Origin of the sequence: uncultured Marinobacter sp. (genome assembly GCF_947488835.1) — a bacterium.
Classification (GTDB): domain Bacteria; phylum Pseudomonadota; class Gammaproteobacteria; order Pseudomonadales; family Oleiphilaceae; genus Marinobacter.
In genome coordinates, this window is record NZ_CANLBK010000001.1 from 227890 (window position 1) to 253251 (window position 25362).

The 25362-nt window shown below is 53.1% G+C and carries 22 protein-coding genes, 2 tRNA genes and 1 pseudogene; 18 read left to right on the top strand and 7 right to left on the bottom strand.

The window, feature by feature from the left end; translation table 11 throughout:
• Positions 1 to 101 precede the first annotated feature (101 nt).
• Positions 102 to 902 carry an inositol monophosphatase family protein gene (locus Q0824_RS01075; RefSeq protein ID WP_298446928.1) on the bottom strand — a complete coding sequence of 267 codons (801 nt, stop codon included), beginning with the start codon at positions 900 to 902 and terminating at the stop codon, positions 102 to 104.
• A 183-nt stretch (positions 903 to 1085) separates the two neighbouring features.
• Between Q0824_RS01075 and trmJ the strand changes: the two genes are divergently transcribed.
• The 13 genes from trmJ (at position 1086) to der (ending at position 13795) form a co-directional block, all read left to right on the top strand.
• Positions 1086 to 1922 carry a tRNA (cytosine(32)/uridine(32)-2'-O)-methyltransferase TrmJ gene (gene trmJ / locus Q0824_RS01080; protein ID WP_298446929.1) on the top strand — a complete coding sequence of 279 codons (837 nt, stop codon included), beginning with the start codon at positions 1086 to 1088 and terminating at the stop codon, positions 1920 to 1922.
• 18 nt (positions 1923 to 1940) lie between these two features.
• The gene (gene cysE / locus Q0824_RS01085) at positions 1941 to 2714 is read left to right on the top strand and encodes a serine O-acetyltransferase (protein WP_298446930.1); all 774 of its coding nucleotides are present in this window, start codon (positions 1941 to 1943) and stop codon (positions 2712 to 2714) included.
• A 77-nt stretch (positions 2715 to 2791) separates the two neighbouring features.
• Positions 2792 to 3289, top strand: coding sequence for a Fe-S cluster assembly transcriptional regulator IscR (gene iscR / locus Q0824_RS01090; RefSeq protein ID WP_298446931.1), 498 nt, complete (start codon positions 2792 to 2794; stop codon positions 3287 to 3289).
• Positions 3290 to 3307: 18 nt separating this feature from the next.
• Positions 3308 to 4456 carry an IscS subfamily cysteine desulfurase gene (locus tag Q0824_RS01095; RefSeq protein ID WP_298446932.1) on the top strand — a complete coding sequence of 383 codons (1149 nt, stop codon included), beginning with the start codon at positions 3308 to 3310 and terminating at the stop codon, positions 4454 to 4456.
• Positions 4457 to 4537: 81 nt separating this feature from the next.
• On the top strand, positions 4538 to 4966 hold the full coding sequence (gene ndk, locus Q0824_RS01100) for a nucleoside-diphosphate kinase (RefSeq protein ID WP_200204986.1): 429 nt from the start codon (positions 4538 to 4540) through the stop codon (positions 4964 to 4966).
• A gap of 62 nt (positions 4967 to 5028) precedes the next feature.
• Positions 5029 to 6141, top strand: a complete 1113-nt coding sequence (gene rlmN / locus Q0824_RS01105) for a 23S rRNA (adenine(2503)-C(2))-methyltransferase RlmN (protein WP_200204985.1) — start codon at positions 5029 to 5031, stop codon at positions 6139 to 6141.
• 46 nt (positions 6142 to 6187) lie between these two features.
• Positions 6188 to 6988, top strand: coding sequence for a type IV pilus biogenesis/stability protein PilW (gene pilW / locus Q0824_RS01110; protein WP_298449475.1), 801 nt, complete (start codon positions 6188 to 6190; stop codon positions 6986 to 6988).
• A complete protein-coding gene (locus Q0824_RS01115) occupies positions 6978 to 7952 on the top strand; it encodes a RodZ domain-containing protein (protein ID WP_298446933.1) in 975 nt (324 codons plus the stop codon). Before pilW ends, Q0824_RS01115 begins: the two co-directional genes overlap by 11 nt.
• A gap of 37 nt (positions 7953 to 7989) precedes the next feature.
• Entirely contained in the window at positions 7990 to 9108 is a 1119-nt protein-coding gene (gene ispG / locus Q0824_RS01120; protein ID WP_298446934.1) for a flavodoxin-dependent (E)-4-hydroxy-3-methylbut-2-enyl-diphosphate synthase, read from the top strand.
• Positions 9109 to 9149: 41 nt separating this feature from the next.
• Positions 9150 to 10430, top strand: coding sequence for a histidine--tRNA ligase (gene hisS, locus Q0824_RS01125; protein ID WP_298446935.1), 1281 nt, complete (start codon positions 9150 to 9152; stop codon positions 10428 to 10430).
• Between the two features lie 43 nt (positions 10431 to 10473).
• Complete coding sequence (locus tag Q0824_RS01130) at positions 10474 to 11139, top strand: tetratricopeptide repeat protein (protein ID WP_298446936.1); 666 nt, start codon at positions 10474 to 10476, stop codon at positions 11137 to 11139.
• Complete coding sequence (gene bamB, locus Q0824_RS01135; RefSeq protein ID WP_298446937.1) at positions 11139 to 12356, top strand: outer membrane protein assembly factor BamB; 1218 nt, start codon at positions 11139 to 11141, stop codon at positions 12354 to 12356. The genes Q0824_RS01130 and bamB overlap by 1 nt, the downstream gene beginning before the upstream one ends.
• A gap of 17 nt (positions 12357 to 12373) precedes the next feature.
• Entirely contained in the window at positions 12374 to 13795 is a 1422-nt protein-coding gene (der, locus tag Q0824_RS01140; RefSeq protein ID WP_298446938.1) for a ribosome biogenesis GTPase Der, read from the top strand.
• 26 nt (positions 13796 to 13821) lie between these two features.
• Here der and pta read toward each other — a convergent pair whose 3' ends face one another.
• The 3 genes from pta to Q0824_RS01155 all read right to left on the bottom strand — a co-directional run bounded on the left by pta (position 13822) and on the right by Q0824_RS01155 (position 19675).
• Entirely contained in the window at positions 13822 to 15978 is a 2157-nt protein-coding gene (pta, locus tag Q0824_RS01145; RefSeq protein ID WP_298446939.1) for a phosphate acetyltransferase, read from the bottom strand.
• A gap of 70 nt (positions 15979 to 16048) precedes the next feature.
• Positions 16049 to 17236, bottom strand: coding sequence for an acetate kinase (locus Q0824_RS01150; protein WP_298446940.1), 1188 nt, complete (start codon positions 17234 to 17236; stop codon positions 16049 to 16051).
• Positions 17237 to 17257: 21 nt separating this feature from the next.
• Entirely contained in the window at positions 17258 to 19675 is a 2418-nt protein-coding gene (locus Q0824_RS01155; protein ID WP_298446941.1) for an EAL domain-containing protein, read from the bottom strand.
• Positions 19676 to 19918: 243 nt separating this feature from the next.
• Between Q0824_RS01155 and ccoM the strand changes: the two are divergent.
• A pseudogene (gene ccoM, locus Q0824_RS17320) lies at positions 19919 to 20011 on the top strand (cytochrome c oxidase subunit CcoM); the annotation flags it as partial.
• Positions 20012 to 20139: 128 nt separating this feature from the next.
• On the opposite strand, the gene Q0824_RS01165 reads toward ccoM, so the two are convergent.
• The 3 genes from Q0824_RS01165 to Q0824_RS01175 form a co-directional block, all read right to left on the bottom strand.
• Positions 20140 to 20215, bottom strand: a tRNA-Glu gene (locus Q0824_RS01165).
• Between the two features lie 93 nt (positions 20216 to 20308).
• The gene (locus Q0824_RS01170; protein ID WP_298446943.1) at positions 20309 to 21211 is read right to left on the bottom strand and encodes a TIGR01777 family oxidoreductase; all 903 of its coding nucleotides are present in this window, start codon (positions 21209 to 21211) and stop codon (positions 20309 to 20311) included.
• A gap of 11 nt (positions 21212 to 21222) precedes the next feature.
• Entirely contained in the window at positions 21223 to 21600 is a 378-nt protein-coding gene (locus tag Q0824_RS01175) for a CbiX/SirB N-terminal domain-containing protein (RefSeq protein WP_298446944.1), read from the bottom strand.
• A gap of 101 nt (positions 21601 to 21701) precedes the next feature.
• Here Q0824_RS01175 and Q0824_RS01180 point away from each other — a divergent pair, with 101 nt between their 5' ends.
• The 4 genes from Q0824_RS01180 to Q0824_RS01195 all read left to right on the top strand — a co-directional run bounded on the left by Q0824_RS01180 (position 21702) and on the right by Q0824_RS01195 (position 25329).
• Positions 21702 to 22304: a DUF924 family protein gene (locus Q0824_RS01180; protein ID WP_298446945.1), complete on the top strand. Its 603-nt coding sequence runs from the start codon at positions 21702 to 21704 to the stop codon at positions 22302 to 22304.
• Positions 22305 to 22384: 80 nt separating this feature from the next.
• Positions 22385 to 22460: transfer RNA gene (locus Q0824_RS01185), tRNA-Gly, on the top strand.
• 95 nt (positions 22461 to 22555) lie between these two features.
• A complete protein-coding gene (locus tag Q0824_RS01190) occupies positions 22556 to 23350 on the top strand; it encodes an MOSC N-terminal beta barrel domain-containing protein (protein ID WP_298446946.1) in 795 nt (264 codons plus the stop codon).
• A gap of 8 nt (positions 23351 to 23358) precedes the next feature.
• The gene (locus Q0824_RS01195) at positions 23359 to 25329 is read left to right on the top strand and encodes an ATP-binding cassette domain-containing protein (RefSeq protein WP_298446947.1); all 1971 of its coding nucleotides are present in this window, start codon (positions 23359 to 23361) and stop codon (positions 25327 to 25329) included.
• Positions 25330 to 25362: the final 33 nt, after the last annotated feature.

The window sequence follows — 25362 nt, forward strand, 5'->3', positions numbered from 1 at the left end:
GTTAATAACCCGGGCACAAAAAAACCGCCACTAATTAGTTGGCGGTTTTTTTGTGCCCTGAACTTGGCTTTGGCTCAGCTCAGGGGTTAAGCGTATTCAGCTCAGGCGGGCATGCGACCACGGAATGGGTGCAATACCTTGAGAACTTCCCGAAACAGCTTCGGGTTCGCAACGACGAGTTGGCGTGCCTTATCTGTTGAAGGGTTGCCCGAGAAGTCTGCGGTGAGAGCACCGGACTCCATTGCCAAGGCTACGCCAAGGTCCAGATCAACGGCATCTGGGCGGAAGATGACTGCAGCATCGAGAAGGCCAGCGGAGACCCGCGCAATATCGAGAACCACGCAGCCAGATGTGCGAAACATGGAGGAGTTCTGAGCCAGCACTGCGGCCATCTCGCCCCAAAGCAGCGGGTTCTCGCTTTTACGTGCCTGATCAAGCAGGTTGGTTGCAAATGCAGCTTTCTCGGCATGCTTGACGTCAGATACCCGAACTCTGCGGCTATTCAGTGCGGCGCCTCGGCCACGGCTGGCAGAGTATTCCTCACCGGTAACCGGGTTAACCAGAAGAAGGTTTTCCGTGCGGTTGTTTTTCTTCTGAGCCAGTGCCAGAGCAAATTCAGGAATGCCACGAAGGAAATTTTCGCGTCCCAATACCGGGAAAATATGCCAGCTACGTTCGCTGGTTCCGGCGTCTGATTCGTTCAGGGGCGCAATGGTGTGATCTTTGTAGGCCTTTTCGAGTTGCTCTGCAAAGTTGTCATAAATGGATTGCTCGACCCGGTCCAACTGGAAGCGACGCTCGTCGTCGTCTTTTCCGGTAGGCTCCTGGCGCTCGAAGTGGGCTTTCAGGTAATCCGACCCTTGACGCGCGACGCGCAGGGCCATTTTAATAGCTGGTTGCATCTGTGTGTTCGTTATCCGGGTGTGTGAAGGCCGGGTATGATAGCAAAAGATCCCCCTCCTTGTATGTTTTTTGACTCAGGAAAAGCACGGATGTTGCTATGTGAGTGAATATCCGGAGCGCAGAAGGTATCTGGTTTCTGCTATCATTGCGGCCCTTAAATTTTAACCTCGGGCTAGTCACCAATGCATAAGCCATCTCCGCCTCTGGAAGGGCCAGACGCGTTTCAGGATAAAATTCGAATTGTCCTGGTTGAGACCTCTCACTCCGGAAACATCGGGGCTGTCGCACGGGCCATGAAAAACATGGGGCTGGCCAATCTTTGGCTGGTCAATCCCAATTCTTTTCCAGATGAAGCCTCATACGCCCGAGCAGCCGGAGCCTCCGACATACTTGATAGGGCCCAGGTGGTTCCAACCCTGGATAAGGCGCTTGAAGACTGCATTATGGTGATGGGTACCAGTGCCAGAGGTCGGAAAATTCCCTGGCCAGTATTGCCGCCGCCGGAGGCCGCCGGGATTGCTGCCGAGAAAAGTCTCGCAGGGCCAGTGGCGCTGGTGTTTGGGCGTGAAAATCATGGGTTGAGTAACGATGAGCTCCACCTATGCCATTACCATATTCATATTCCGACGAACCCGGATTACAGTTCGTTGAACCTGTCTATGGCAGTTCAGATCATGTGCTACGAATTGCGCATGCTATTCTTGCGTAATCTTGAAGATGGCAAAGACAACCCATACTTAAAGCCCATGTTGGCGCCGGGAGATGCTGGCTGGGATGTACCGCCCGCCAAGGTTGGTGATGTGGAAGGTTTTTTTGGCCACCTCGAGCAGACCCTACATGATGTGGATTTCCATCGTCGTGATAATCCCAGGCAGTTGATGTCTCGCTTGCGCCGACTGTTCCAGCGCGCAAAGCTTGATCAGATGGAAATCAACATCCTTCGGGGCATTTTGAGTGCCGTTCAAAAGGCCGCAGGCGCATCCGGGAACACCAATTCAACCAAGGCCAGTACAGACTGACCGGGCAGGGAAATGGCCATGTTTAGGCATTTGAAAGAAGATATAAATAGCGTTTTTCATCGAGATCCTGCTGCCAGGAACACTTTTGAGGTACTCACGAATTACCCGGGGCTCCATGCTCTGCTTATTCACCGGTTCTCCCATTGGCTATGGAATGTCGGGCTAAAATGGCTGGCTCGCACAATATCGACCTTGGCGCGATGGTTTACGGGTATCGAGATTCATCCGGGCGCTACGATTGGTCGGCGCTTTTTTATTGACCATGGCATGGGTGTGGTTATTGGGGAAACGACGATTATTGGCGACGATGTGACGCTGTACCAAGGTGTGACGCTCGGCGGAACAAGCTGGAATAAGGGCAAGCGGCATCCCACGATTGGTAACGGTGTGGTCGTTGGTGCAGGCGCGAAAATACTGGGGCCCTTTGAGGTAGGCGAGGGTGCCAAGGTTGGATCTAACTCAGTGGTAACCAAAGCGGTTCCCGCCGGTGCAACTGTTGTGGGAATCCCCGGGCGGATTATCGTAAAGCAAAAAATGGAAGACGATGCCCGCCGCAAGGTTATGGAAGAGCGCATGGGTTTTGATGCTTACGGCGTGACCGAAGAGATGCCGGATCCTGTTGCTCGCTCCATGCGTGCGCTGTTGGATCACATGCATGCGGTGGATGATCGCATTGAAATCATGTGCAAGGCACTGCGCAAGGTGAATAGTGAATACCAGAATGGAGAGCTTCCGGTGCTGGATGAAGACGATTTTGATTGCGTGCGTGATGAAAGTGAGGATCGCGGCTGAATACTTGACTGAATTACTTGGTCAATTCATACTCAGTCTCGCATACTGAGATTCATTCCCATCATGGGGCTGATGCCATGAAGTTGACTACTAAAGGCCGCTACGCCGTTACGGCAATGCTCGATCTTGCTCTCCACGGGGGGCAGGGGCCAGTAACTCTAGCGGATATTTCAGCCCGTCAGGAAATATCGCTTTCCTATCTGGAGCAACTCTTCTCACGTCTTCGTCGCCGGGAGTTGGTGATAAGTATTCGTGGGCCCGGCGGTGGTTATCACCTTAGCCGAAGTGCAGCCAGTATTTACATTGCCGAAGTGGTTGATGCGGTCAGTGAGTCGCTGGATACCACACGGTGTGGAAATAAGGGCGATTGCCAGAATGGTGAAAAATGTCTGACGCATCACCTGTGGTCTGACTTGAGTGATCAGATTCATCAGTTTCTTAGCGGGATCAGTCTCGGAGATCTGATGCAAAGACATGAAATCCGCCAGGTTGCGGACCGACAGAACCGCCGGCAAGCCGAAGGTGATTCTGACACAATTAATACCGAGCGTCTGATAGATCAGGCGCCCGCCTGAATCAAACCTCTGTATTCTATGAAAAAGCCTGTATACCTCGATTACGCTGCAACAACACCCGTTGATCCTGCCGTAGCGGAAGAGATGATCAAGTACCTGACACCGGATGGCCTCTTTGGTAATCCGGCGTCCCGTTCCCATGGTTTTGGCTGGCAGGCTGAAGCGTCTGTAGAGGCTGCTCGAGGTCAGGTGGCGAGCCTGATTCATGCGGATCCTCGTGAAATAGTCTGGACTTCAGGAGCTACCGAATCTGATAATCTCGCCATCAAAGGCGCGGTTGCGGGTCGAGATAAAGCCCACGTCATAACCTCTACTATTGAACACAAGGCGGTTGTTGATACCTGTAAATGGCTCGAGGGCCGCGGTGTTGAAGTTACGTGGTTGGAGCCTGAACGTGATGGCGTGATCCGGCCGCAGCAGGTATTTGATGCGCTTAAGCCAGAAACTCTTCTGGTGAGCCTGATGCTTGTGAACAATGAGTTGGGTTGTGTAACTGACATAACCACTATTGGTGCGGAGCTTCGCAACCGTGGTGTTTTGTTCCATGTCGATGCAGCCCAGGCCGCTGGTAAGCTCGCCGTTGATGTCACCACTATGCCGGTGGATCTTATGTCTCTCTCCGGCCACAAAGTATACGGACCCAAAGGTGTGGGCGCGCTCTATGTGAGGCGGTCGCCGGATGTTCGTATCGAAGCCCAGATTCATGGCGGGGGCCATGAGCGTGGTATGCGTTCGGGAACCCTGCCGACGCACCAGATTGTTGGCATGGGGAAGGCATTCGCAATTTCCCAGCTCTGTCTTGAGGAAGAAATCGGCAAGCTCGAAGCCTTGCGTGCTGAATTTCTCGGTGGCCTTGATGGGCTGTCGGGGATAACCCTCAACGGTTCAGACTCTTGCCGTGTGCCCGGAATAATTAACCTTTCCTTTGATGGTGTAGATGCCGAATCTCTCATGCTTGGTCTCAGGCATCTCGCTGTGTCATCTGGTTCTGCTTGCGCCTCCGCCACCTTGGCACCTTCATATGTGCTTCTCGGTATTGGATTGGGCGAAGAGTTAGCCCATCGTGCACTGAGATTTTCGATCGGGCGTTTTACCACGTCTGAGGAAATTGCCTTCGCCAGCGCGCAAATTGTTGAAGTTGTTACCCGCCTTCGCGCAGTGCGGTAGGCAGTGGGCCTCTGACTGCGTATAATCGCAGGCCTGAAATTCATCCGTATTCCATAACCCAAACCCTCTAGGAGAAATACCATGGCTAATGAGCGCACGCTTTCTATTATCAAGCCCGATGCAGTTGCAAAAAATGTGATCGGTGAAATCTACAGCCGCTTTGAAAAAGCCGGCCTGAGCATTGTAGCGTCACGCATGATGCACCTTACCCAGGAGCAGGCAGAAGGCTTTTACGCTGAGCACAAAGAGCGTCCTTTCTTCAACGATCTGGTTGCATTCATGACCTCCGGTCCTGTTGTTGTTCAGGCTCTGGAAGGCGAAGGCGCAATCCTGAAGAACCGCGACCTGATGGGTGCAACTAACCCGAAGGAAGCGGATGCCGGCACGATCCGCGCAGACTTCGCTACATCTATTGATGCGAATGCGGTTCACGGTTCCGATTCTGCAGCTTCTGCAGAGCGTGAGATTGCTTATTTCTTCAGTGACAACGAAATCTGCCCGCGCGGCTGATTTTGTTGGTCGGGGGCTGCCGTCGGCGGCTCCCGCATTGATTATCTGATCGAGGTTATAAAATGACAGCCGCTGCTGAAAAGACCAACCTGCTGGGAATGCCCAAAGCAAAGCTTGAGGCTTTCTTTGAATCCCTGGGCGAGAAGCGATTTCGTGCTACTCAAATGCTCCAGTGGATGCACCAGCGGGGTGTGGATGACTTCGATCAAATGACCAATGTGAGTAAATCTCTACGGGAAAAACTCAAGGAGATAGCCGTAATTCGTGGTCCGGAAGTTGTCTACGATGAAACATCGAAAGACGGCACACGCAAGTGGGTCATGCGCATGGATAACGGCAACAGTGTAGAAACTGTTCTGATTCCAGACGGTGAGCGGGGCACTTTGTGTGTGTCTTCGCAAATCGGCTGCACCCTGGACTGCACCTTTTGCTCAACGGGCAAGCGTGGTTTTAACAGAAACCTGACGGCTGCCGAAATTATCGGGCAGGTATGGGTTGCGCGCAAAGCCTTCATGCCATTTGAGCCGGGCCCTGACCGGCCAATTACCAACGTTGTCATGATGGGAATGGGAGAGCCCCTGATGAATTTTGACAACGTGGTAGATGCAATGAATCTTATGATGGAGGATCTTGCATACGGTATCTCCAAGCGCAGGGTAACTCTCAGTACCTCGGGCGTGGTGCCGGGCATTGATAAGCTTGCGGAAGTTACCGATGTTTCACTGGCCATTTCCTTGCATGCGCCCAATGATGAGTTGAGAAACAAGCTGGTGCCGCTTAACAAAAAGTACCCGATTGCGGAGCTTTTGGCGGCCACAAAACGCTATTTCAGCCGTCTTCCTGATAAGCGTAAAGCGACCATTGAGTATACGGTTATTGAAGGCATGAATGACAAGCCAGAGCATGCTCACGAGCTGGCTGAGTTGTTGCGGGACATTCCTTGCAAAATCAACCTCATTCCCTTTAATCCGTTCCCGGAAAGCGACTTCCGTCGGCCTAGCATGAACGCTACCCGGCGTTTTCAGGCTGTCCTGAATGAGGCGGGCTACATCGCTACCATCAGAACAACCCGCGGCGATGATATTGATGCGGCGTGTGGACAGCTTGTTGGACAGGTTGAAGACCGTACCCGTAGAAGCCAGCGATACATCAACGTTCAGCAGGTGAATTCCTGATCGGACACTTGCAATGTTTAACCCGCGAGGAACGCATTCTGTGGCTATGAAATTGCTAAATGGACGATGTTCTGCGGCAGCGGCCTTGTTGGTTGCTCTGCTGGTCACCGGGTGTGTTACCACTACGGATAACCGTTTTTCCCGTGAAGCGGACCGCCAGAAAGCTGTTGATAGTTACGTTGAGCTTGCCTCGGCCTATATTGGCCAAGGTAATATTGAGCGCGCGCGGCATCATCTGGACCGTGCTCTTGAGATTGAGCCAAACAGCCCGCAGGCCCTGGCGACTCTTGCGTTGATTTATAACGCTGATGGCGAGTCGGAGCTTGCAGAAGAGAGCTTCAAGAAAGCAATTTCCAAAGACGCCGGATACACACGTGCAAGAGTGTATTATGGCGCCTTTCTTTATTCCAAACAGCGGTTTTCAGAGGCGCGCAATCAATTTAGCGCAGCTTCCAGAGATACGAGTTACAAAGACCGTGGGTCTGTTTTTTACAATCTGGGTATGACACAGGAGCGTCTTGGGGAGCAGGACGGTGCAATTGTTGCCTATCGTCGCGCGACGGAGCTTTCCCGTGGCGATGCGCGCTCCTTGCTTTCGCTTTCCCGGGTAATGGTCGACTCGGGCGATGTGGCCGGGGCCAAGCGCTATTATGACCGCCTTCTGTCGATCATGCAGCGTAACCCGAATTTGCAGCATTCGCCTGAGAGTCTTTTTACGGGTATTCGTATTGCGCGATACTCCGGTGATAGAAATCAGGAAGCAAGCCTGATTCTGCAGCTGAAGAACAAGTACCCGGAGTCAGTAGAGTACCAACAATACAAGGCGCTGATTTCAAATGACAAGTGATGACTCCCAACAAGATGCAGCGAATGAAGCCGTTGGCCAGCAACTGAAGCGGGCTCGTGAAAGGCAAGGATTAAGCATTGCCCAGATTGCTGATGCCCAGCATTTAAGAAATGGTGTTGTCCAGGCTATTGAAAATGGCGATTACGCACAAATCGACAGCGAGCTATTCCTTAAAGGTTATGTTCGAGCCTATGCTAAACAGGTCGGCCTGGATGCAGATGCCATTATTGCTGATTTAAATGTTGAACTTGAACCTGCGCGAATTCAAAAAGCCCGGGAGCTTGAAGCCAACCCTCTTATTGATATTGAGCGCCGGAGGCGCAGGAAGCGTCGAATCGCCAAGCTTTTTTTGCTGTTTGCGGCATTGGTGGCTATTGGCGCTTTAGTGGTTATGTTTGTTATGCCGAAGTTTACTGCGGGCCAAGCAGATGCCGAGCTTCCGGCAGAAACGGGTGTAATGTCGCAGCCGGATGACGCGCTGCCAGAAGATAGCATCAGCATACCTGATGATCCCGGCAGTAATAGTGGTGGCAATAACGAGATTCAGTCTGATCTTGGATATCTTGATGAAGCCCCAGCGGCCGAGCTGGTTGGCAGGGATGTTGAGCCTGAGCAGGTTGTGGTGCAGCCTGAAGTTTCAGACCAGGTACCCGTTGTGGCTCAAACCATAGAGCCAGCTCTGGCCCAGCCTCCGGTTACGGAAAGCTCTGGGCCTGTATCCGGCGTGCTGGAAATTGCATTTACAGGTGACTGCTGGGTACAGGTAAGTGACGCCACTGGAGATCGTCTGGCCAGTTCCCTGCAAAGAGCAGGTGATACACTTCAAGTAGCCGGCAAACCCCCGTTAAAGGTTGTTATTGGCGCAGTAAGTACCGTGGATACGATTCGCTTTCAGGGCGAGTCTGTGGACATAAGGGACTTCCCGGTGGTGAACAATCGGTCTGAGTTCACACTGACAATCTGAACACTTTTTTGCATTTATCTATCTCGGTCGTAAGCACATGAAACACGAATCCCCGATCAAAAGACGCAAATCCCGCCAAATCATGGTTGGGGATGTTCCCGTTGGTGGCGATGCGCCCATAGCCGTTCAGAGCATGACCAACACCAATACCTGCGATGTTGACGCAACGGTGGGTCAGATTACTGCGCTCCAGGAAGCGGGTGCCGACATTGTCAGGGTATCTGTACCCTCAATGGAAGCTGCTGATGCCTTCGGAAAGATTCGCGAGCGGGTGTCTCTGCCGTTGGTTGCAGACATCCACTTTGATCATAAAATAGCGCTTCGGGTTGCTGAGCTGGGTGTTGATTGCTTGCGCATAAACCCCGGTAACATTGGTCGCGACGACCGGGTGAGCGCCGTAATCAGTGCCTGCCGTGATCGCAATATACCTATGCGTATTGGCGTAAATGCCGGTTCACTTGAAAAAGAGCTTCAGCGCAAGTATGGCGAGCCCACTGCGGACGCTTTGGTTGAGTCTGCCATGCGCCATATCGACATTCTTGATCGGCATGATTTCCAGAATTTTAAAGTGAGTCTGAAAGCATCGGAAGTGTTCATGACGGTAGAAGCCTACCGCAAGATCGCCACCCAGATTGACCAGCCGCTTCATCTGGGCATAACTGAAGCCGGCGGGCTTCGGGCAGGTACCGTTAAATCATCCATCGGTCTTGGTATGTTGTTGATGGACGGTATTGGCGACACTATCAGAGTGTCTCTGGCCGCAGACCCGGTCCAGGAAATCAAGGTCGGTTTCGATATACTCAAAAGCCTGCGCTTGCGTAGTCGGGGCATTAATTTCATCGCGTGCCCGAGCTGCTCCCGTCAGAACTTCGACGTTATCCAGACCATGAATGATCTGGAAGTGCGACTGGAAGACGTGAACGAATCACTGGATGTTGCCATCATCGGCTGCATCGTCAACGGTCCCGGTGAAGCCAAAGTGGCGGATATCGGGCTAACCGGAGGCAGCCCAAAGAACCTGTTTTACAGGGCGGGAAAACCAAATCAAAAGCTCGACAATGCCAATCTTACGGATGATCTTGAGCGGCTGATTCGTGAAGAAATCGCCCGGAAAAAAGAACAGGAAGATGCCATTATTGCGCGCTCGGGCAAGTAATCGAGCAGGCACGATTATCCAGCAGGAATTAAGGGTTTACATTGGCTAAGATTCAGGCAATACGCGGGATGAACGACATCCTGCCAGAGCAGACACCCATTTGGCAGTTTGTTGAGTCCACTGCGCGCAAAGTGCTCCGGCAATATGGGTATCAGGAAATCCGGATGCCCATTGTCGAGCAGACAGATCTGTTTAAACGCTCCATTGGCGAAGTGACCGATATCGTCGAAAAGGAGATGTATACCTTTGAGGACCGTAACGGCGATAGCCTGACGCTTCGGCCAGAAGGTACGGCTGGCTGCGTACGGGCTGCTGAAGAGCACGGGCTGCTGTTCAACCAGACCCGGCGGTTGTGGTACACCGGGCCGATGTTCCGGCATGAGCGGCCACAAAAAGGGCGCTATCGTCAGTTTCATCAAATTGGCGTTGAGTGTTTCGGCATTCAGGGCCCGGACATTGACGCAGAACTGCTGATTCTTACTGCCAGACTCTGGCGGGAATTGGGCCTTACCGATCATGCTCGCCTGGAAATCAACTCAATCGGATCATCTGCTGCCCGCAAGGAGTTTCGTGGGGCATTGGTTGAATACTTGGGGCAGTACAAATCGGAGCTAGATGAAGACAGCCAGCGACGACTCGACACCAACCCACTTCGCATTCTGGATACCAAAGACCCGGGCACCCGCAAGTTGCTTGCCGATGCGCCGCGCCTTGAAGACTATCTTGATGCAGAGTCACGTGAGCATTTCGATCGCCTGAAACAGCTTCTGGATGCTGCGGGTATCGTCTACACCGTTAACCCAGCTCTGGTACGCGGGCTCGATTACTACGGGAAAACCGTTTTTGAGTGGGTTACCGAGAGTCTTGGCGCCCAAGGTACTATCTGTGCGGGCGGCCGTTACGACGGTCTTGTTGAGCAGCTTGGCGGGAAGCCGACTACGGCTGTTGGTTTTGCCATGGGGCTGGAGCGTCTCATTTTACTGCTGGATACCCTCGGGCTTGTGCCGGAAGAAGCAAACAGCAATGCGGATGTCTACGTAACCGCTATGGGCGATACAGCGTTAGCACCGGCAATGGCGCTTGCGGAAACACTGCGTAATCAGCTGGAAGGTCGAGTGGTGATCAGCCACTGTGGCGGTGGCAGCTTCAAAAGTCAGATGAAAAAAGCAGACAAAAGTGGCGCTCGGTACGCAGTGATTCTGGGCGACAATGAAATAGAGAACGCAACGGTGGGTCTCAAACCGCTGCGTTCCGATGAAGAACAAAGCAGTGTGGCACAGAGCGATCTTGCATCGGTGCTTGCGAAAGCCCTGGCGAACTGAATTCGCATCAATATAAAAGTAAAAAACCATTACAGGAGTCATCATGGCGGAAATGCGCACCGAAGAAGAACAGGTTCAGGCGATCAAGGACTGGTGGAAGAAAAATGGCAGTTCTCTGCTCATTGGTATCGGTGCCGCCCTCGCAATTGTGTTCGGCTGGCAGGCTTGGCAGAACCATCAGGAACAACAGCGAGCGGAAGCTGCTAACCAGTTTGCCACGCTGTTAAACGCATTTGGCAATCAAGCGGATGACACTGCTGGCGAAACGGTGGACTTCGTTGCGAACACGCTGCGTGAAGATCATGCCGAAAGTGCTTACGCAGTTTATGGCAATTTGATTCTGGCCCGTCAGCAGCTGGTTGAAGGCAAGGATGCGGAAGCAGCCGTTGCTTCACTGGAGTGGGCTCTGGCAAAAGCCGGTGACCATAAAGCACTGGCGCTGGTGGTTCGTAACCGCCTGGCCCGCGCTCAATTCTCTGCCGAGCGTTATGATGATGCACTGGCAACCATCGATGGTGCTGGCGATGTTGAAAGCGCTGACGCTTTTGCTGCAATTTTCTCTGAGTTGCGTGGTGACATTCTGTTGGTTAAGGGCGACAAGAAAGGTGCACTGGATGCTTATCTGGCTGCCCGTGAACAAAGCCAGCAAGGCCGCAGTGGTATTTTGGAGCTCAAGCTGTCTGATCTTGGTGTTGGAGAGGAGGCCTGATGAAGTTTGCGGGTAACAGGCTGTTCCGGGCTGGTGTTTTTTCAGCCCTGGTAGCTGCACTGGGTATCACCGGGTGCAGCACAACCGATACCTTTGAGCAACCAGTGCCGGTTCCTGAAGTAGATACTTCCGTTACGCTCAAAACAGTCTGGGAGATGTCCGTCGGCGACGGGCATGATGGCGATTTTCTATACTTGGCACCATTGAATGCGGGAGACGTTGTGTACGCGGCTTCTGCGGATGGCGAGCTGGTTGCCGTAAATTCGGAAACTGGTAAGTTGCTATGGGAGCGCGAGCTTCAAGACCGCATATTCGCCGGTGTTGGTGGGGATCTGGAACAACTCTACCTGGTCACCCGTGAAGCAGATCTGGTCGCGCTTTCCCGTGAAGATGGGCAGGAGCTATGGCGTAGCGCCTTGCCCACAGAGGCCTTGGCGGCACCGCAATCGAACGGATCGCTGGTAGTGGCTCAAACAACGGATGGGCGAGTCCTCGCGTTTGATACAGCTGATGGCGAAATACTCTGGCAGTATGACGGAGTTGTACCTGCGTTGTCTCTGCGGGCTGCTACCGCTCCATTGGTGGGCGGCGATGTGGTGATTGCGGCGTTCTCCAACGGAAAGCTAATGGCGTTGGCGGCCGACTCAGGGCAGCCATTGTGGCAGTACGAAGTTGGGCAGCCTCAGGGGCGGACGGAACTTGAGCGGCTTGTGGATATTGCGGGTCAACCTTTGGTGCTCGAGAGTGCAATAATGGTTGCGGGATATCAGGGAAAGCTTGCGCTGGTTGATATACGCACTGGGCAGGAAATATGGAGCCGTAAGGCATCCAGCTTGCAAGCCCCGATGATCGGGGGTGGCAATATATATATGTCATCTGCTAACGGCGATGTTGTAGCTTATCGTGGCTCGGACCGCAGAGAAGTATGGCTTCAGGATAAGTTATCCTGGCGCCAGTTGACCCAGCCGGCTGTTTACGAAAACTATCTGGTTGTTGGCGACTACGAAGGCTATCTGCATGTATTGTCTGCAGATGATGGGCGCCTTGTTGGTCAGACGCACTATGATAGCGATGGACTCCGGGTTCCATTACAGCGGTTGGCGAATGGCAACCTGATGGTTTTCGGAAACGGCGGTAAACTGTCTGTATTCACACTGAGAGAACGGAGCGGATCCGTTCGTACTCAAGGCTCTGCCAAAAGGCAGAGCCTAAAATAACTTCATAGCGAACCATTATGACCCCAGTAATTGCCCTTGTTGGCCGGCCGAACGTTGGCAAGTCGACGTTATTCAACCAGATGACGCGCTCCCGCGATGCTTTGGTGGCGGACTTTCCCGGCCTGACCCGGGATCGCAAATACGGTGAGGGCACCTACGAAGACCAGCGCTTTATCGTTATTGATACCGGCGGTCTGACGGGTACAGAAGAAGGGCTGGATCTCGAAATGGCCCGGCAGTCCATGCAGGCCGTAGACGAAGCAGACATAGTTCTGTTCCTGGTTGACGGTCGGGCTGGCCTAACTGCTGGCGATGAGATAATTGCGGATCACCTGCGCCGGTCGGGCAAGCCAGCCCATTTGGTGGTTAACAAGACCGATGGGCAGGATCCCGATGTCGCTGCGGCTGACTTTTATAGCCTTGGGTTTTCTTCAACGTTTATGGTTGCTGCATCCCATAACCGCGGCATACGATCGATGCTTGAATTGCTTCTACCTTCTGAAGAGGAGCGTGAAGCCGCTGATCGGGCGGATCGTTATCCTGGTATTCGCATAGGCATTGTCGGTCGTCCCAACGTAGGTAAATCAACGCTGGTCAACCGTATGCTGGGCGAGGATCGGGTGATTGTTTATGACATGCCTGGTACTACCCGGGACAGTGTTTATATCCCTTATGAGCGCCACGAAAAGCAGTACACCCTTATCGATACCGCAGGTATTCGACGCCGCAAGAATGTGAATGAAGCGGTGGAGAAGTTTTCCATTATCAAAACATTGAAGGCCATCGACGATGCCCATGTTGTGATACTGGTTATTGATGCGCGTGAAGGATTGGTTGATCAGGATTTGCATCTTATCGGCTTCGTTCTCGATGCCGGCCGTTCACTGGTGATTGCAGTCAACAAGTGGGACGGAATGGATCCGGAAGCCCGCGCCAAAGTGAAGGAGCAGGTGAAGCGTCGTCTGGACTTTCTGGATTATGCTGACAAGCACTATATCTCTGCGCTGCACGGCTCGGGGGTAGGGGTTCTGTACGAGTCAGTGGAGGCTTGTTATGAGTCAGCCATGGCGAAGTGGCAGACCAACCGGCTTACGGCAATTCTGGAAGATGCGATTGCGCAACATCAGCCCCCAATGGTTCGTGGGCGCCGGATAAAATTGCGCTATGCACACCAGGGTGGCTCTAACCCGCCGGTTATTGTTGTCCACGGCAACCAGACAGATGCCTTGCCTGGCTCTTACAAACGCTATCTTGAAAATACGTTTCGCAAAGTGCTGAATGTCACCGGTTCACCGATCCGCTTTGAGTTCCGTTCCGCCGAGAACCCGTTTGCCTTCAAGGTAGACCGGAAAACACCTCGCCAGAAGGTAAAGCAGGACAACGACCTGAAGGCAGGTCGTCAAGTGAAAAAGACCCGCCAGAAGAGCACTAAACGCTAGCGGGACTGTTTGTTGATCGGGGCGGCTCAGGCCAGCCCCGCATCCTCAACCTGCTTTGCCTGCACCGCTGTCAGTGCGATGGTAAACACAATATCCTCTACTAACGCCCCCCTCGAGAGATCGTTAACTGGTTTCCTCAGGCCCTGCAGCATTGGGCCAATGCTCACCACATTAGCGCTACGCTGAACCGCTTTATAGGTTGTGTTTCCGGTGTTGAGATCCGGGAATATGAACACCGTCGCCTTGCCCGCGACCTTGCTATTGGGTGCTTTACTACGTGCCACGCTTTCGATGGCTGCTGCGTCGTACTGCAGCGGACCGTCGATGAGCAGGTCCGGCCTGCGTTCACGGGCTATTCTGGTGGCCTCTCGCACCTTCTCCACATCGTGCCCACTGCCAGACTCGCCAGTGCTGTAGCTGATCATGGCAACCACAGGCTCCACACCAAAAGCTTCTGCAGATTCGGCGCTCTGGATAGCGATATCGGCCAGCTCCTCTGCATTGGGGTCTGGATTGATTGCGCAGTCACCATAAACCAGTACCTGTTGCGGAAGCAGCATGAAGAACACGGACGACACTACTTTGGCGTCGTCATGGGTCTTGATCAGCTGCAGGGCAGGGCGCACGGTGTTTGCGGTGGTGTGGATAGCACCTGAAACAAGACCGTCGGCCTCATCCAGAGCCACCATCATGGTGCCCAGAACCACGTTGTCCTCAAGCAGTGCTTCAGCCATATCCGGAGCCAGCCCTTTGTGTTTGCGCAGCTCTACCATGGGGGCAATATAGTTTTTGCGCACCGCAACCGGGTCAATGATCTCAATGTCGTCAGGCAACTCGAAGCCTTGCGAAGCCGCAACATCCCGAATGTCTGCTGCGTAGCCAATCAGGGCGCAACGTGCAAGCTTGCGTTGGTGACAAATGATCGCTGCCTGAACGGTGCGTGGCTCACTGCCTTCTGGCAGTACAATGCGCTTGTCTGCCGCCCGGGCGCGTTCAGATAACTGATAGCGGAATGCCGGTGGGGACAGTCGGCTTTGAACGGCAACGCGCAGATGCTCCTGCAGCCAGTCGGTATCGATTTTGGTCGCTACGGCTTCCATCGCTTTTTCGACCCGGTCGGGGTCGTCGGTGGGAATTGCGCTGGAGAGATTCGCCAACATGTGTGCGGTTTCATACGTGTTGGTGGGGGAGCTCAGCACCGGCAAGCCCGTATGCAGCGCACGGGAGCACAGATCAATTACTCGCTGATCAGGCATAAGCCCGCCGGTCAGCATGAGGCCCGCTAAAGGAACACCATTAAGTGCCGCAACGGCGGTTGTCACAATAATGTCTTCGCGGTCGCCAGGGGTCACCATTAAGGTGCCTGGGCCAAGGGTCTCCGTCATGTTTCGAATGGAGCGGGCGCAGACAGATACTCTCTGAACTCGTCGAGTGTGCATCTGGCCTTCATACAGCACCGGGACATTAAGCTCTCGGGCAATATCAGACACGCGCGGTGCCAGTAAGTCGGACTGCCACGGGATTTGGCCAAGCAAGCGGAAGCGCCCATCGCGGAACACCTTGCAGCTATTTCGGTAGTCCGGCGTTTCCCCTTCGGTCTGGCTGATATTGCTGTAGGGTTCCATGCCAGAACGTTCGGGCTCGCCGAGTTTGTTGAGAATAACGGCAATCACATCCTGAGCTGAAACATCGGAAAACAGCCGTGCAGAGAAATCCAGTTCCTCGTCGAGTTCGGCAGGGCTGCTCTTGCCCGGTGTGCTGACCAGCACCACGTCTGAACCCAGATTGCGCGCCACTTCCACGTTTAGACGGGCGATGTAGGCCTCGCGACGGTCGGGAACAAGACCTTCAATAATAACAACATCGACATCTTTGGCGACTTTCTGGTATTCGCCCACCACGGTTTCCATCAACAGATCGGATTTGCCGCGGTTCAACAGGTGCTGAGCCTTCTTCAGGGGAATCGGTTCGGGGGGCTGCAGGTGGCTTCGCGAGCGCACAAAGGTAACGGATGAATCCTTGCCATCGTTATGCAAAGATTCGGCTTGGTTCACCGACTGGTAGAAGGGTTTGTAGAACCCAACGCTTATACCCACGCGCTCCATTGCGCGCAACAAGCCCAGACAAACGGATGTAAGCCCTGAGTCCATGGATGTAGGTGCAATAAACAGACTTTTCGCCATATATAGAGGTTCCGGTAGTTCTGGTAACAGGTTCTGGTAGTGGGCGAAACAGGCAGCCCGGTAAATCTATTTAAAAACTCTCAGCCAGGCGCGCAGCCTCGCGTGCGATTACAAGCTCTTCGTTGGTGGGAATGACCAGAATCGGAAATCGTGAGTTGGCGCTTTCTATCCTGCCATCGCTGCGACGCCCGTTATGCTGATTCCGGTCCGAATCCAGATCAAATCCAAGCAGCTTCAGATGACCCAGTGTCTTCTGTCTTACCCGACTGCTGTTTTCTCCGATACCACCGGTGAATACAAGCGCATCAAGATGATCCAGTGAGGCCATCATGGCACCAACATACTTTGCCAGGCGGAAGGAGAATATCTCGATTGCTAGCGCTGAAGGCTCGTGCCCTTGGTCGGCCAGTTCACACAAGGTGCGCATATCGTTCGTTTTTCCGGATATTCCCAGAAGCCCACTGTTTTGGTTCAGTTCCTTGTGTACATCGGCTAATTGCATACCACGGGAGTTCAGGTAATCAAAAAGCCCCGGATCGATATCACCACTGCGGGTACCCATCACCAGTCCTTCCAGCGGGGTCAGACCCATGCTGGTGTCCACGCTGGCACCGTTCTTGATTGCCGTAATGCTGCACCCATTCCCCAGATGAGCTGAAATAATCGAGGTAGTGGCAAGGGTTTTACCAAGAAGACGCGCGGCCTCATTGGCCATAAAGAAATGGCTGGTTCCATGGAACCCGTAGCGTCTTACGCTCCAGTCTCGATAGTAGGACTCTGGTAGTGCATAAAGATAGGCATGGGGTGCAAGGGTTTGGTGGTACGCGGTATCAAACACGGCGACTTGTGGTATTTCAGGAAACTGTTCCCGGGTGGCTTCAATGCCAGCAAGATTGACCGGGTTATGGAGAGGAGCCAGGCCTGCGCAGTCGTTGATTGCGTCCACAACACCGTTGTCTATTAAAACGGCTTCGCGGAAGGTTTCGCCACCATGCACCACGCGATGGCCGATAGAAGTGGGCGCTGCGGGCATAAAATCACGCTCACGGAACGCCGATACCAATGCACTAAGGGCTTGCTTGTGATTAGCTTTGGCTGGCAATTCGACGATGCGATCATCACCATTGATTCGTGCGAAGGCTTGCGGCTCATTGAGCCGTTCTGCTATTGCAGATACGAGCTTTTCTTCATTTTCGTCGAACAAGGCAAGTTTCAGCGACGAACTGCCGCAGTTAACGACAAGAATGGACTGTTTCATGTTACCGGTATTCCGTGAGAGTCAGGTTGGTGTACGGTGATTGGCTTTCAGCCACTCAATAAACTCCCCTGCAGGGAGTGGGCGACTGTAAAAATAACCCTGGGACAAATCACACCCTTCCTGCTTCAGGAAATGGGTCTGTGATTCCTCTTCAACGCCTTCCGCTATGATGGTTAGCCCGAGGCTGTGAGCCATATTAATTATTGCGCACACCAGGGAGGCTCCCCCTTGTGTCTTTGTCACATCGTTGATGAAGGTGCGGTCAATTTTGAGGGTATCGAACGGGTAGCTCTTGAGGTAGCTTAGAGCAGAGTAACCAGTACCGAAATCATCAACTGACAGGCGGATGCCCGCCCGGTCCAGCTCTCTGAGAATTTCTGCTGTTTCGATGGAATTGTCGAGCAGCAAGCGCTCGGTAATTTCCAGTTCCAGCAACTGGGGGGCGAGATCGTTGTTGGTTAGCGCACGCATCACAGCATTGATAAATCCGGGGTCCCGGAACTGTCTTGGTGACACGTTGACAGAAATTCCAATATCCCGGCCGGCAATTGATTTCCACTCGGTAGCTGCGAGGCAGGCTTGTTCAAGCACCCACTCACCAATAGCGATGATAAGCCCCGTCTCTTCAGCCAGCGGAATAAAGCGGTCCGGCATGACCATTCCCATAGCGGGGTTGTTCCAGCGTAGAAGTGCTTCTACAGAACGCACTTCGCCGGTAGTGGTCTCAACAATCGGTTGAAAATACAGTTCGAATTCATTTTGCTCCAATGCCCTCCGCATGCGGGATTCCATTTGCAGACGCTCATGGGAGACCTCAGACATTTCGGGAGTGAAGTGCGCAAAGGAGCTTTTGCCTTGGCGCTTTGCCTGATACATGGCGGCATCCGCGTGCTGAAGAAGGGTGCCACTGTTGTCCGAATCGGTCGGGAAAATTGCAATACCAATACTGGTCGTAACAAAGACTTCCTGGCCATTCAGGGTATAGGCCGGGGTAAAGTTCGAAAGAATACGTTCTGCCACTTGTGCTGCGGATTCAGAGCCGTTAAGCCCTGGCAAAATGACAAGAAATTCATCGCCTCCGAGCCTGGCGACCGTGCTTGTTCCGCGCAAACAACTGGATATTCGCCTCGCAGCTTCAATCAGCAGATTGTCGCCTGCGTCGTGCCCTAGTGTGTCGTTAATGTGCTTGAAGTTATCAAGATCCAAAAACATGACGCCAACCATGGTGCCTTCGCGGCGCGCCTGAGCCAGGGCCAATTTGAGCCTGTCCAATGCCAGCATGCGGTTGGGTAAACCGGTCAGTATGTCATAGTTCGCTTGACGCAATAATTGCTGTTCGTAACGCTTACGAATGCTGATGTCTTCACCGAGAATAAGGTAGCCCGTCGCTTCGCCAGCACTATCCTTGATTGGTGTAACAATAAGCTGTTCCCAAAAGCGCTCGCCATTGCGTCGTGCGCTGTTTACTTCACCCTGCCATACACCCACGCGCTGAACCTGCAGGCGGATGGATTGCCACAGTTGGCGATTCTCACGGATTTCCATGGTGTTATCGCTTAGTGCACCAGGGTGTTGGCCAACAATCGCTTTTGCGTTGTAACCCGTAAGCTGCGTGAACTTGTGGTTCGCAAACTCGACCCGCCACTGCCGGTCGCATATAACGACAGAGGAGGGGCTTTGCTCGATAGCCATGGAGAACTTGTGAATCTCGGCGGCATCCCTTTCCTGCCGCACCATGTCGTCATTCAAACGCTCGCGCATCTGGTTGATAGCATCGGTTACTCGGCCGATTTCGTCCCTGTGGTGCGACGGCGTATCCGGACGGTCAAGAGTGAGCGGGGTGCCGAGGTTCTTCAGGGAGATGTCCTTTGCGTAGTTCGCCATAGCGGTTAAATGGCGGGTAACAAAGTGCTGGAAAACCCAGATGATCAATATCGATACAAAAAAGGTTTTCAGGAATTGGGTGGCGAGAATAATGCCGACTTTAACCTTTAGATCTTCATAAACACGATCAAGATTGGCTGTTACCGTGAGCTCGCCCAGTTTGAATGCCCCTTCGCCCTCATGAAACAGATCAAATTTGTGGGATTTGGTATCAGAGCCTCGAGGAATGTCTCCCATAACCAGCTCAGAGTCTGGTTCAATGCCCAGTCTCAGATGAACAATGTCTGGCAGGCTGAGAATCCCTTCCATCTGGGTTTGCAGAAGTTTCTGGTCAAGGGCCCAGAGGCTTCTGGCAAGGCTGGAGGCATACCCGGATTCAACCACAGCTATGCGGCTATCGATCTGTGATAGGTCTTTGCGGTAATCAGAATAAATTTGGATAGCCGATGCTATCAGCGTGAAGGCCGAGCTGAACAGAAGTATCCAGGCGAGCAGCCTGAAGGACAGGGGGGAGCCTGAGCGAAAACGTTGTAAGCGTGTCGGCAGTTTCGGCATCTTATACTTCAGCCACCCAGACCGGTTGATATAAACAGATAGTCCATTATTCGCTGACTATAGCAGTCCTATTATTCAAATTCCCTGCAAATCCGCGAAAACACGGGATAATTATATTCACTTTTGTATTTGAGGGCTTTTGAGTTATAGCAGTGATGTCGCCATTGATCTAGATCAATATCCGTATTCAGTAGTGACGTAATCTGAGCTTAATCAAGTTTGAATATGGGTAGGAGAAAAAATATGTATATGGATGTGGTGGTTTTCGCTGGAATTGCGACTGTGTTGTTGATGGTGGCGTTTTTTGTTGGCGTAGGCATTTTCGTGATGCGGGATCAAAAAGCTCACGGCTCTAGCGCAACAAAGAAAGATATTAAACTGGATAGAAAGGCCGCCTGAACAGGCGCGCCTTGATGTGGGCAAGTAAGCGCTTTTTTCACTCAAGAGTTCTATGAGAGAGAAAATGGCGTCCCCTAGGGGGTTCGAACCCCTGTTGCCGCCGTGAAAGGGCGGAGTCCTAGGCCACTAGACGAAGGGGACGCAACGCTTTAAAACTTTGCCTCGTCGAGGTGGCGCGTATATTAAGTAAGCCTCGTGCAGCTGTCAACGCTTTTGATGAAAAAAGCTAATAAGTTATTTAGTGCTGGCTTCGAGCGCTTCTGCAAGTGTCGGATAGCGAAATTCGAATCCGGAGTCGATCAGCCTTTCTGGTATTGCCCGTTGGCCAGTCAACAAGAGTCGTGACATCTTCCCGAGTGCAAGTTTGAGCACTGATGCCGGAACCGGGAAAATAGCGGGTCGATGTAGCGTGCTGGCAAGGCAAAGGGTGAACTCACGATTGGTGACCGGGTTGGGACTGACTACATTGTATGCACCGGAGGCCTGTGGCGTTTCCAGCATCCAGATAAGAGCTGCGACCACATCCTCGCGATGAATCCAGGGCATGTACTGATGCCCGGCACCAAGGCGGCCACCCAGTCCAAGCTTAAATGGCAAAACCATACGCTTCAAAAAGCCTCCCTCAGGACCTGCCACTATGCCCGTTCTGGAGAGGCATACGCGCACTCCAAGCGATTCCAGTTCGAGCGCCGCCTTTTCCCAGTCCCTGCACATCTGGTGAGTAAACTCATCGTTGGGTGCGGTGTTTTCGGTTACCCGCAGCTCGCCCTGATCACCGTAAAAGCCCACAGCCGAGCCCGAAACTATCACGTCAGGCTTTTGCTTCCAGCTCTTGATGACCTCTGCCAGAGTGTGGGTTAAAACCACGCGGCTGTTTATCAATGCCTGCTGCCGCTCGGCAGTCCAGCGCTTGTCGGCGATGCCTTCACCTGCGAGATTGATCACGGCATCGAAACCCGCATGGCCCCGGAGGCTTTCAAGGTTATTGATCACTTCAACCTGCCCGCACAGGGCCCGTACTGCATCGGCGGACTGACGGCTTAAAATGGTCAGCCCGTAGCCACGATCAAGCAACGTGCCGCAAAGCGCGCCGCCAATAAAGCCAGTGCCGCCGGTAATCAGTACGCGCTTGTTCATGTTGGTGCTCCTTAATCTTTGGTGCTGTGAGCCAGTTGCAGGGTTACCACGTCTTTGATGGCTTGTCCCAGAAGCGGGTTCTCTCCAATAGGGGGGGAAAGCGTAATATTTGCCCCTGTGGATGTCTCAAGGGCTGCAATCATGGCAGGCACATCTTTACGCAGGTGGCGTCCGGCGGCTAGAAAAAGGGGAACAATTGTGAATTCTCGGCTTCCGGCTGCCACACCGTCGCGAACGACGGCCTCCATGGAGGGTTCCGCCAGTTCCATATAGGCAATCCTCGAGTTTGCTACAGCCTTGAGCGTCGGCTCTGCAAGCGCTTCGAACGTATCGCACCAGCGTTTATCGCTGCTACCATGGGCTAACAGAATAATGCGGCGACTGCTCATTCGTGCTCCTCGATGATCTGTGACAGGTGTCTGTCGTAAATTTGGTTGCGGGTCGGTATTCTCTGTCGATCCCGTCAGTCAAGATAACAGGGTGTTCTTTAATGTTCGATTGGAAAGAGATTCTGGATTTCTGGTTCGGTGAATTAGATGAAAATGGACTCCCTGACAGCGAACATCGTAGTCGTTGGTTTCTCTCAAGCCGTAAGTTCGACCAGGAAATTCGCCGTCGGTTTCTTTCCATGGTTCTGTTTGCGTCTGAGCAGGGTCTGGATCACTGGCGTAAGACTCCTGGTGGTCGGCTAGCTGAAATTATTCTGCTTGACCAGTTTTCCAGAAATATTTTTCGGGGCGGGGCACTTGCGTTCGAGCAGGACAAGCAGGCAAGGGAGCTTTGCAAAGAAGCCATGCGCAGGGGAGGTGATGTCGCGCTTCCACCGATTCAGCGTGCATTTATGTATATGCCTTTACAACACTCTGAGCGGCTTGATGATCAAGCGTTGTCGGTGGAGTGTTATGAGCAGCTGGTCGCGTCTACCTCAGGGATGCTGCAGGATTTTTTAAGAAGCTTTCTGCGGTCAGCTCAGGATCACCACAACATCATTGAGTGTTTTGGGCGGTTTCCCCATCGTAATAAGGCTCTCGGACGACCCTCGACTGAGGCGGAGAAGGACTATCTGGGCACCGCCAATCGATTTGGGCAATAAAAAAGTTTGTAAAGGAGGTTGACGAAAGGGGCGGGATGCGTAGAATACACATCCGTTGTTAGCGCAAGCTGATCAACATTGCGGGAATAGCTCAGTTGGTAGAGCACGACCTTGCCAAGGTCGGGGTCGCGAGTTCGAATCTCGTTTCCCGCTCCAAATTCCAGAAACCCGGCCTCGAAAGAGGTCGGGTTTTTTGTTTTTGGTTATACTGCCCGCCTCCCCACATTTGATTCCTGCTCTGGAGACGCGCCTTGAAAGTTCATTCACTCCATATTTACCCGGTGAAGTCGCTCACTGGCATCGAGGTTTCCTGTTTTGAAATGGACGACTTCGGCCCTAAAGGTGACCGGCGATGGATGATTGTTGATGAGGAACGCCGGTTTGTTACCCAGAGAGAGCTTCCTGAGTTGGCCAGGGTGTCAACTTCTCTACATGGAGGCTCCGTTAGCATTCACGTGCCAGGTGAGGGCGATTTCCAGTTGCAGCAGACTGACCGGGAGTTACGAGTGCTGGTCTGGCGCGACTGGGTTAAAGCTCTGGAGGGTGGGTCAGCCGCCAGTGAGGCGCTAAGTCACTATTGCGGTAAGAGCTTGCGCTTTGTCTATATGCCGGACTCTTCGTTTCGGCGGGTTGATGCCGGGCATGTAAGTGAATATCGTCGAGTAGGCTTTGCCGATGGCTTTCCTTTTTTGATCACCAATCTGGCCTCTTTAAGTGAGCTTAACGGGCGACTCGAGACGCCTGTGGATATGCGCAGGTTCCGGCCCAACATCGTTATAGAGGGCATGGCACCCTGGCAGGAAGACCACTGGCGCACGCTTTTGGTAGGAGATCAAAGCTTCAATGTTGTGAAGCCAAGTTCCCGTTGTGTGCTGACCACCGTTGATCCGGATACCGGGTTGAAAGATCCCGGCCTGCAGCCTTTGAGAGCGCTCTCTGGATACCGCAGAACGCCAGACGGTGTTATTTTCGGCCAAAATGCCATTCACGAATCCCCCGGAATAATCCATGTGGATGATTCCGTCACTGTTATTGAATCGGAGTAGAAAACAACGTGCCACTGTTAACACTGGACTCGATTTCCCTGGCCTTCGGAATGCACCCGCTGCTTGATCAGGCTTCGCTGAATATTGAAGCTGGCGAACGGGTATGTTTGTTGGGAAGGAATGGCGAGGGTAAGTCCACTCTGCTAAAGATCGTCTGCGGTGATGTTATTCCGGATGGCGGCAAGGTACGCCTTGACGATGGCGCCGTGTTGGCGGTCCTGCCCCAGAACCTTCCCTCTGACGATACCAGAACGGCGTATGAAGTTGTGTCTGGCGCCTTCCCGGAAGCAGGTCAACTCCTGGCGGAGTTTCACACACTTACCCAAAGCGCAGACGAATCCAGTCTCGATCGCATGATGAAGGTTCAGGAGCGCATTGAAGCTCTTGACGGGTGGCGGCTCGATCAAAAGGTTACGGCCATTTTGGCGCAATATGGCATAGATCCGGACCAGCGGCTGAATACGCTCTCTGGAGGGTGGCAGCGGCGGGTGTTGTTGGCGAAAGCGCTTGTTGGGGAACCGGATATTCTTTTGTTGGATGAGCCCACCAACCACCTTGATGTGCCAGCCATTGCTTGGCTTGAGGAGGCGCTTGGCGCCTTTCGTGGCGCCATGCTGTTTGTGAGCCACGACCGGGCTTTTATCAGGCGCATGGCTACCCGCGTTGTAGAGTTGGATCGCGGAAAGTTGATTAGCTTTGCTGCCTCTTATGACCGGTACCTTGATCTTAAAGAGAAGGCGCTTGAGGAGGAGGATCGGGAAAATGCGCTTTTCGACAAGCGGCTGAAGCAGGAAGAGACGTGGATTCGCCAGGGTATCAAGGCTCGCCGCACCCGCAACATGGGTAGGGTAAGGGCCCTGAAAGCGATGCGCGAAGAGCATCGGCAGCGCAGAGTTCGTGGTGGTACAGCAAGCTTCGCTGTGGAAGATGCTGCGCGCTCGGGCAAGCTGGTAGTGGAGACAGTTGAGGCTGGCTTTGCTTACCCTGACGGGACAGCCATCATTCGCGATATGAGTCTTACTGTGCTCCGGGGCGATAAAATTGGCCTTGTGGGTGAGAACGGAACGGGTAAAACAACGTTGGTGCGTTTGTTGTTGGGCGACCTGAAGCCGACTGAAGGCACGATCCGCTTGGGTACCAACCTTCAGGTAGCCTATTTTGATCAGCTTCGTGGCGAGCTCGACCTCAATTTGAACGCGCTCGACAATTTGTCGGAAGGCCGGGAATTTATTGATATCAACGGCCAGAGCAAGCATGTGCTTGGGTATTTGCAGGAGTTCCTGTTTACGCCAGAGCGGGCCAGATCGCCTGTTCGGGTATTCTCCGGGGGTGAGCGTGCAAGGTTGTTGTTGGCAAAACTGTTCAGCAAGCCAGCAAACATTCTGGTATTGGATGAGCCAACCAACGATCTGGATGTGGAAACCCTGGAGTTGCTGGAAGAACAGCTTTCCGAATTTGCAGGCACCGTCATTGTTATCAGCCACGACCGTGAGTTTCTCGATAACGTTGTAACGGAAACGGTTTTCCTGGACGGTTCTGGGCGGGTGCGAGAATACGTAGGTGGTTATAGCGACTGGCGTCGGCAGGGAGGATGTTTCCCTGCTGAGGAAACGGGCGCACGCCCCGATCGGCACGACAAGGCAGCAAAGTCAGGTAAGCAAACTGGTGCCAAAAAAAACGGTGATTCGCCAGCAAAGGGTGAGCAAGCTGCAGAAAGCTTGAATAACGCCGGTGCCAGCAAGCCTAAGCCGGTTAAACTGAGTTATAAGTTGAAGCTCGAGCTTGAACAGTTGCCAGCGCAAATAGAAGCTTTGGAGCAGGATGTAGCGAGTATTCAGGCGCGTATCGCTTCAGCCGATTTTTATTCCGGTACAGCTGAAGAGGTTGCTGAGGTTCTGGAAGAGCTGGAACAGAAAGAGCTCAAGCTGGAGAAGGTCATCGAGAGATGGATGGAACTGGAAGAGCAGGCGCTTGGTTAAGGTAAGTGCTTGGGGTTAATAAAAAAAGCCTGG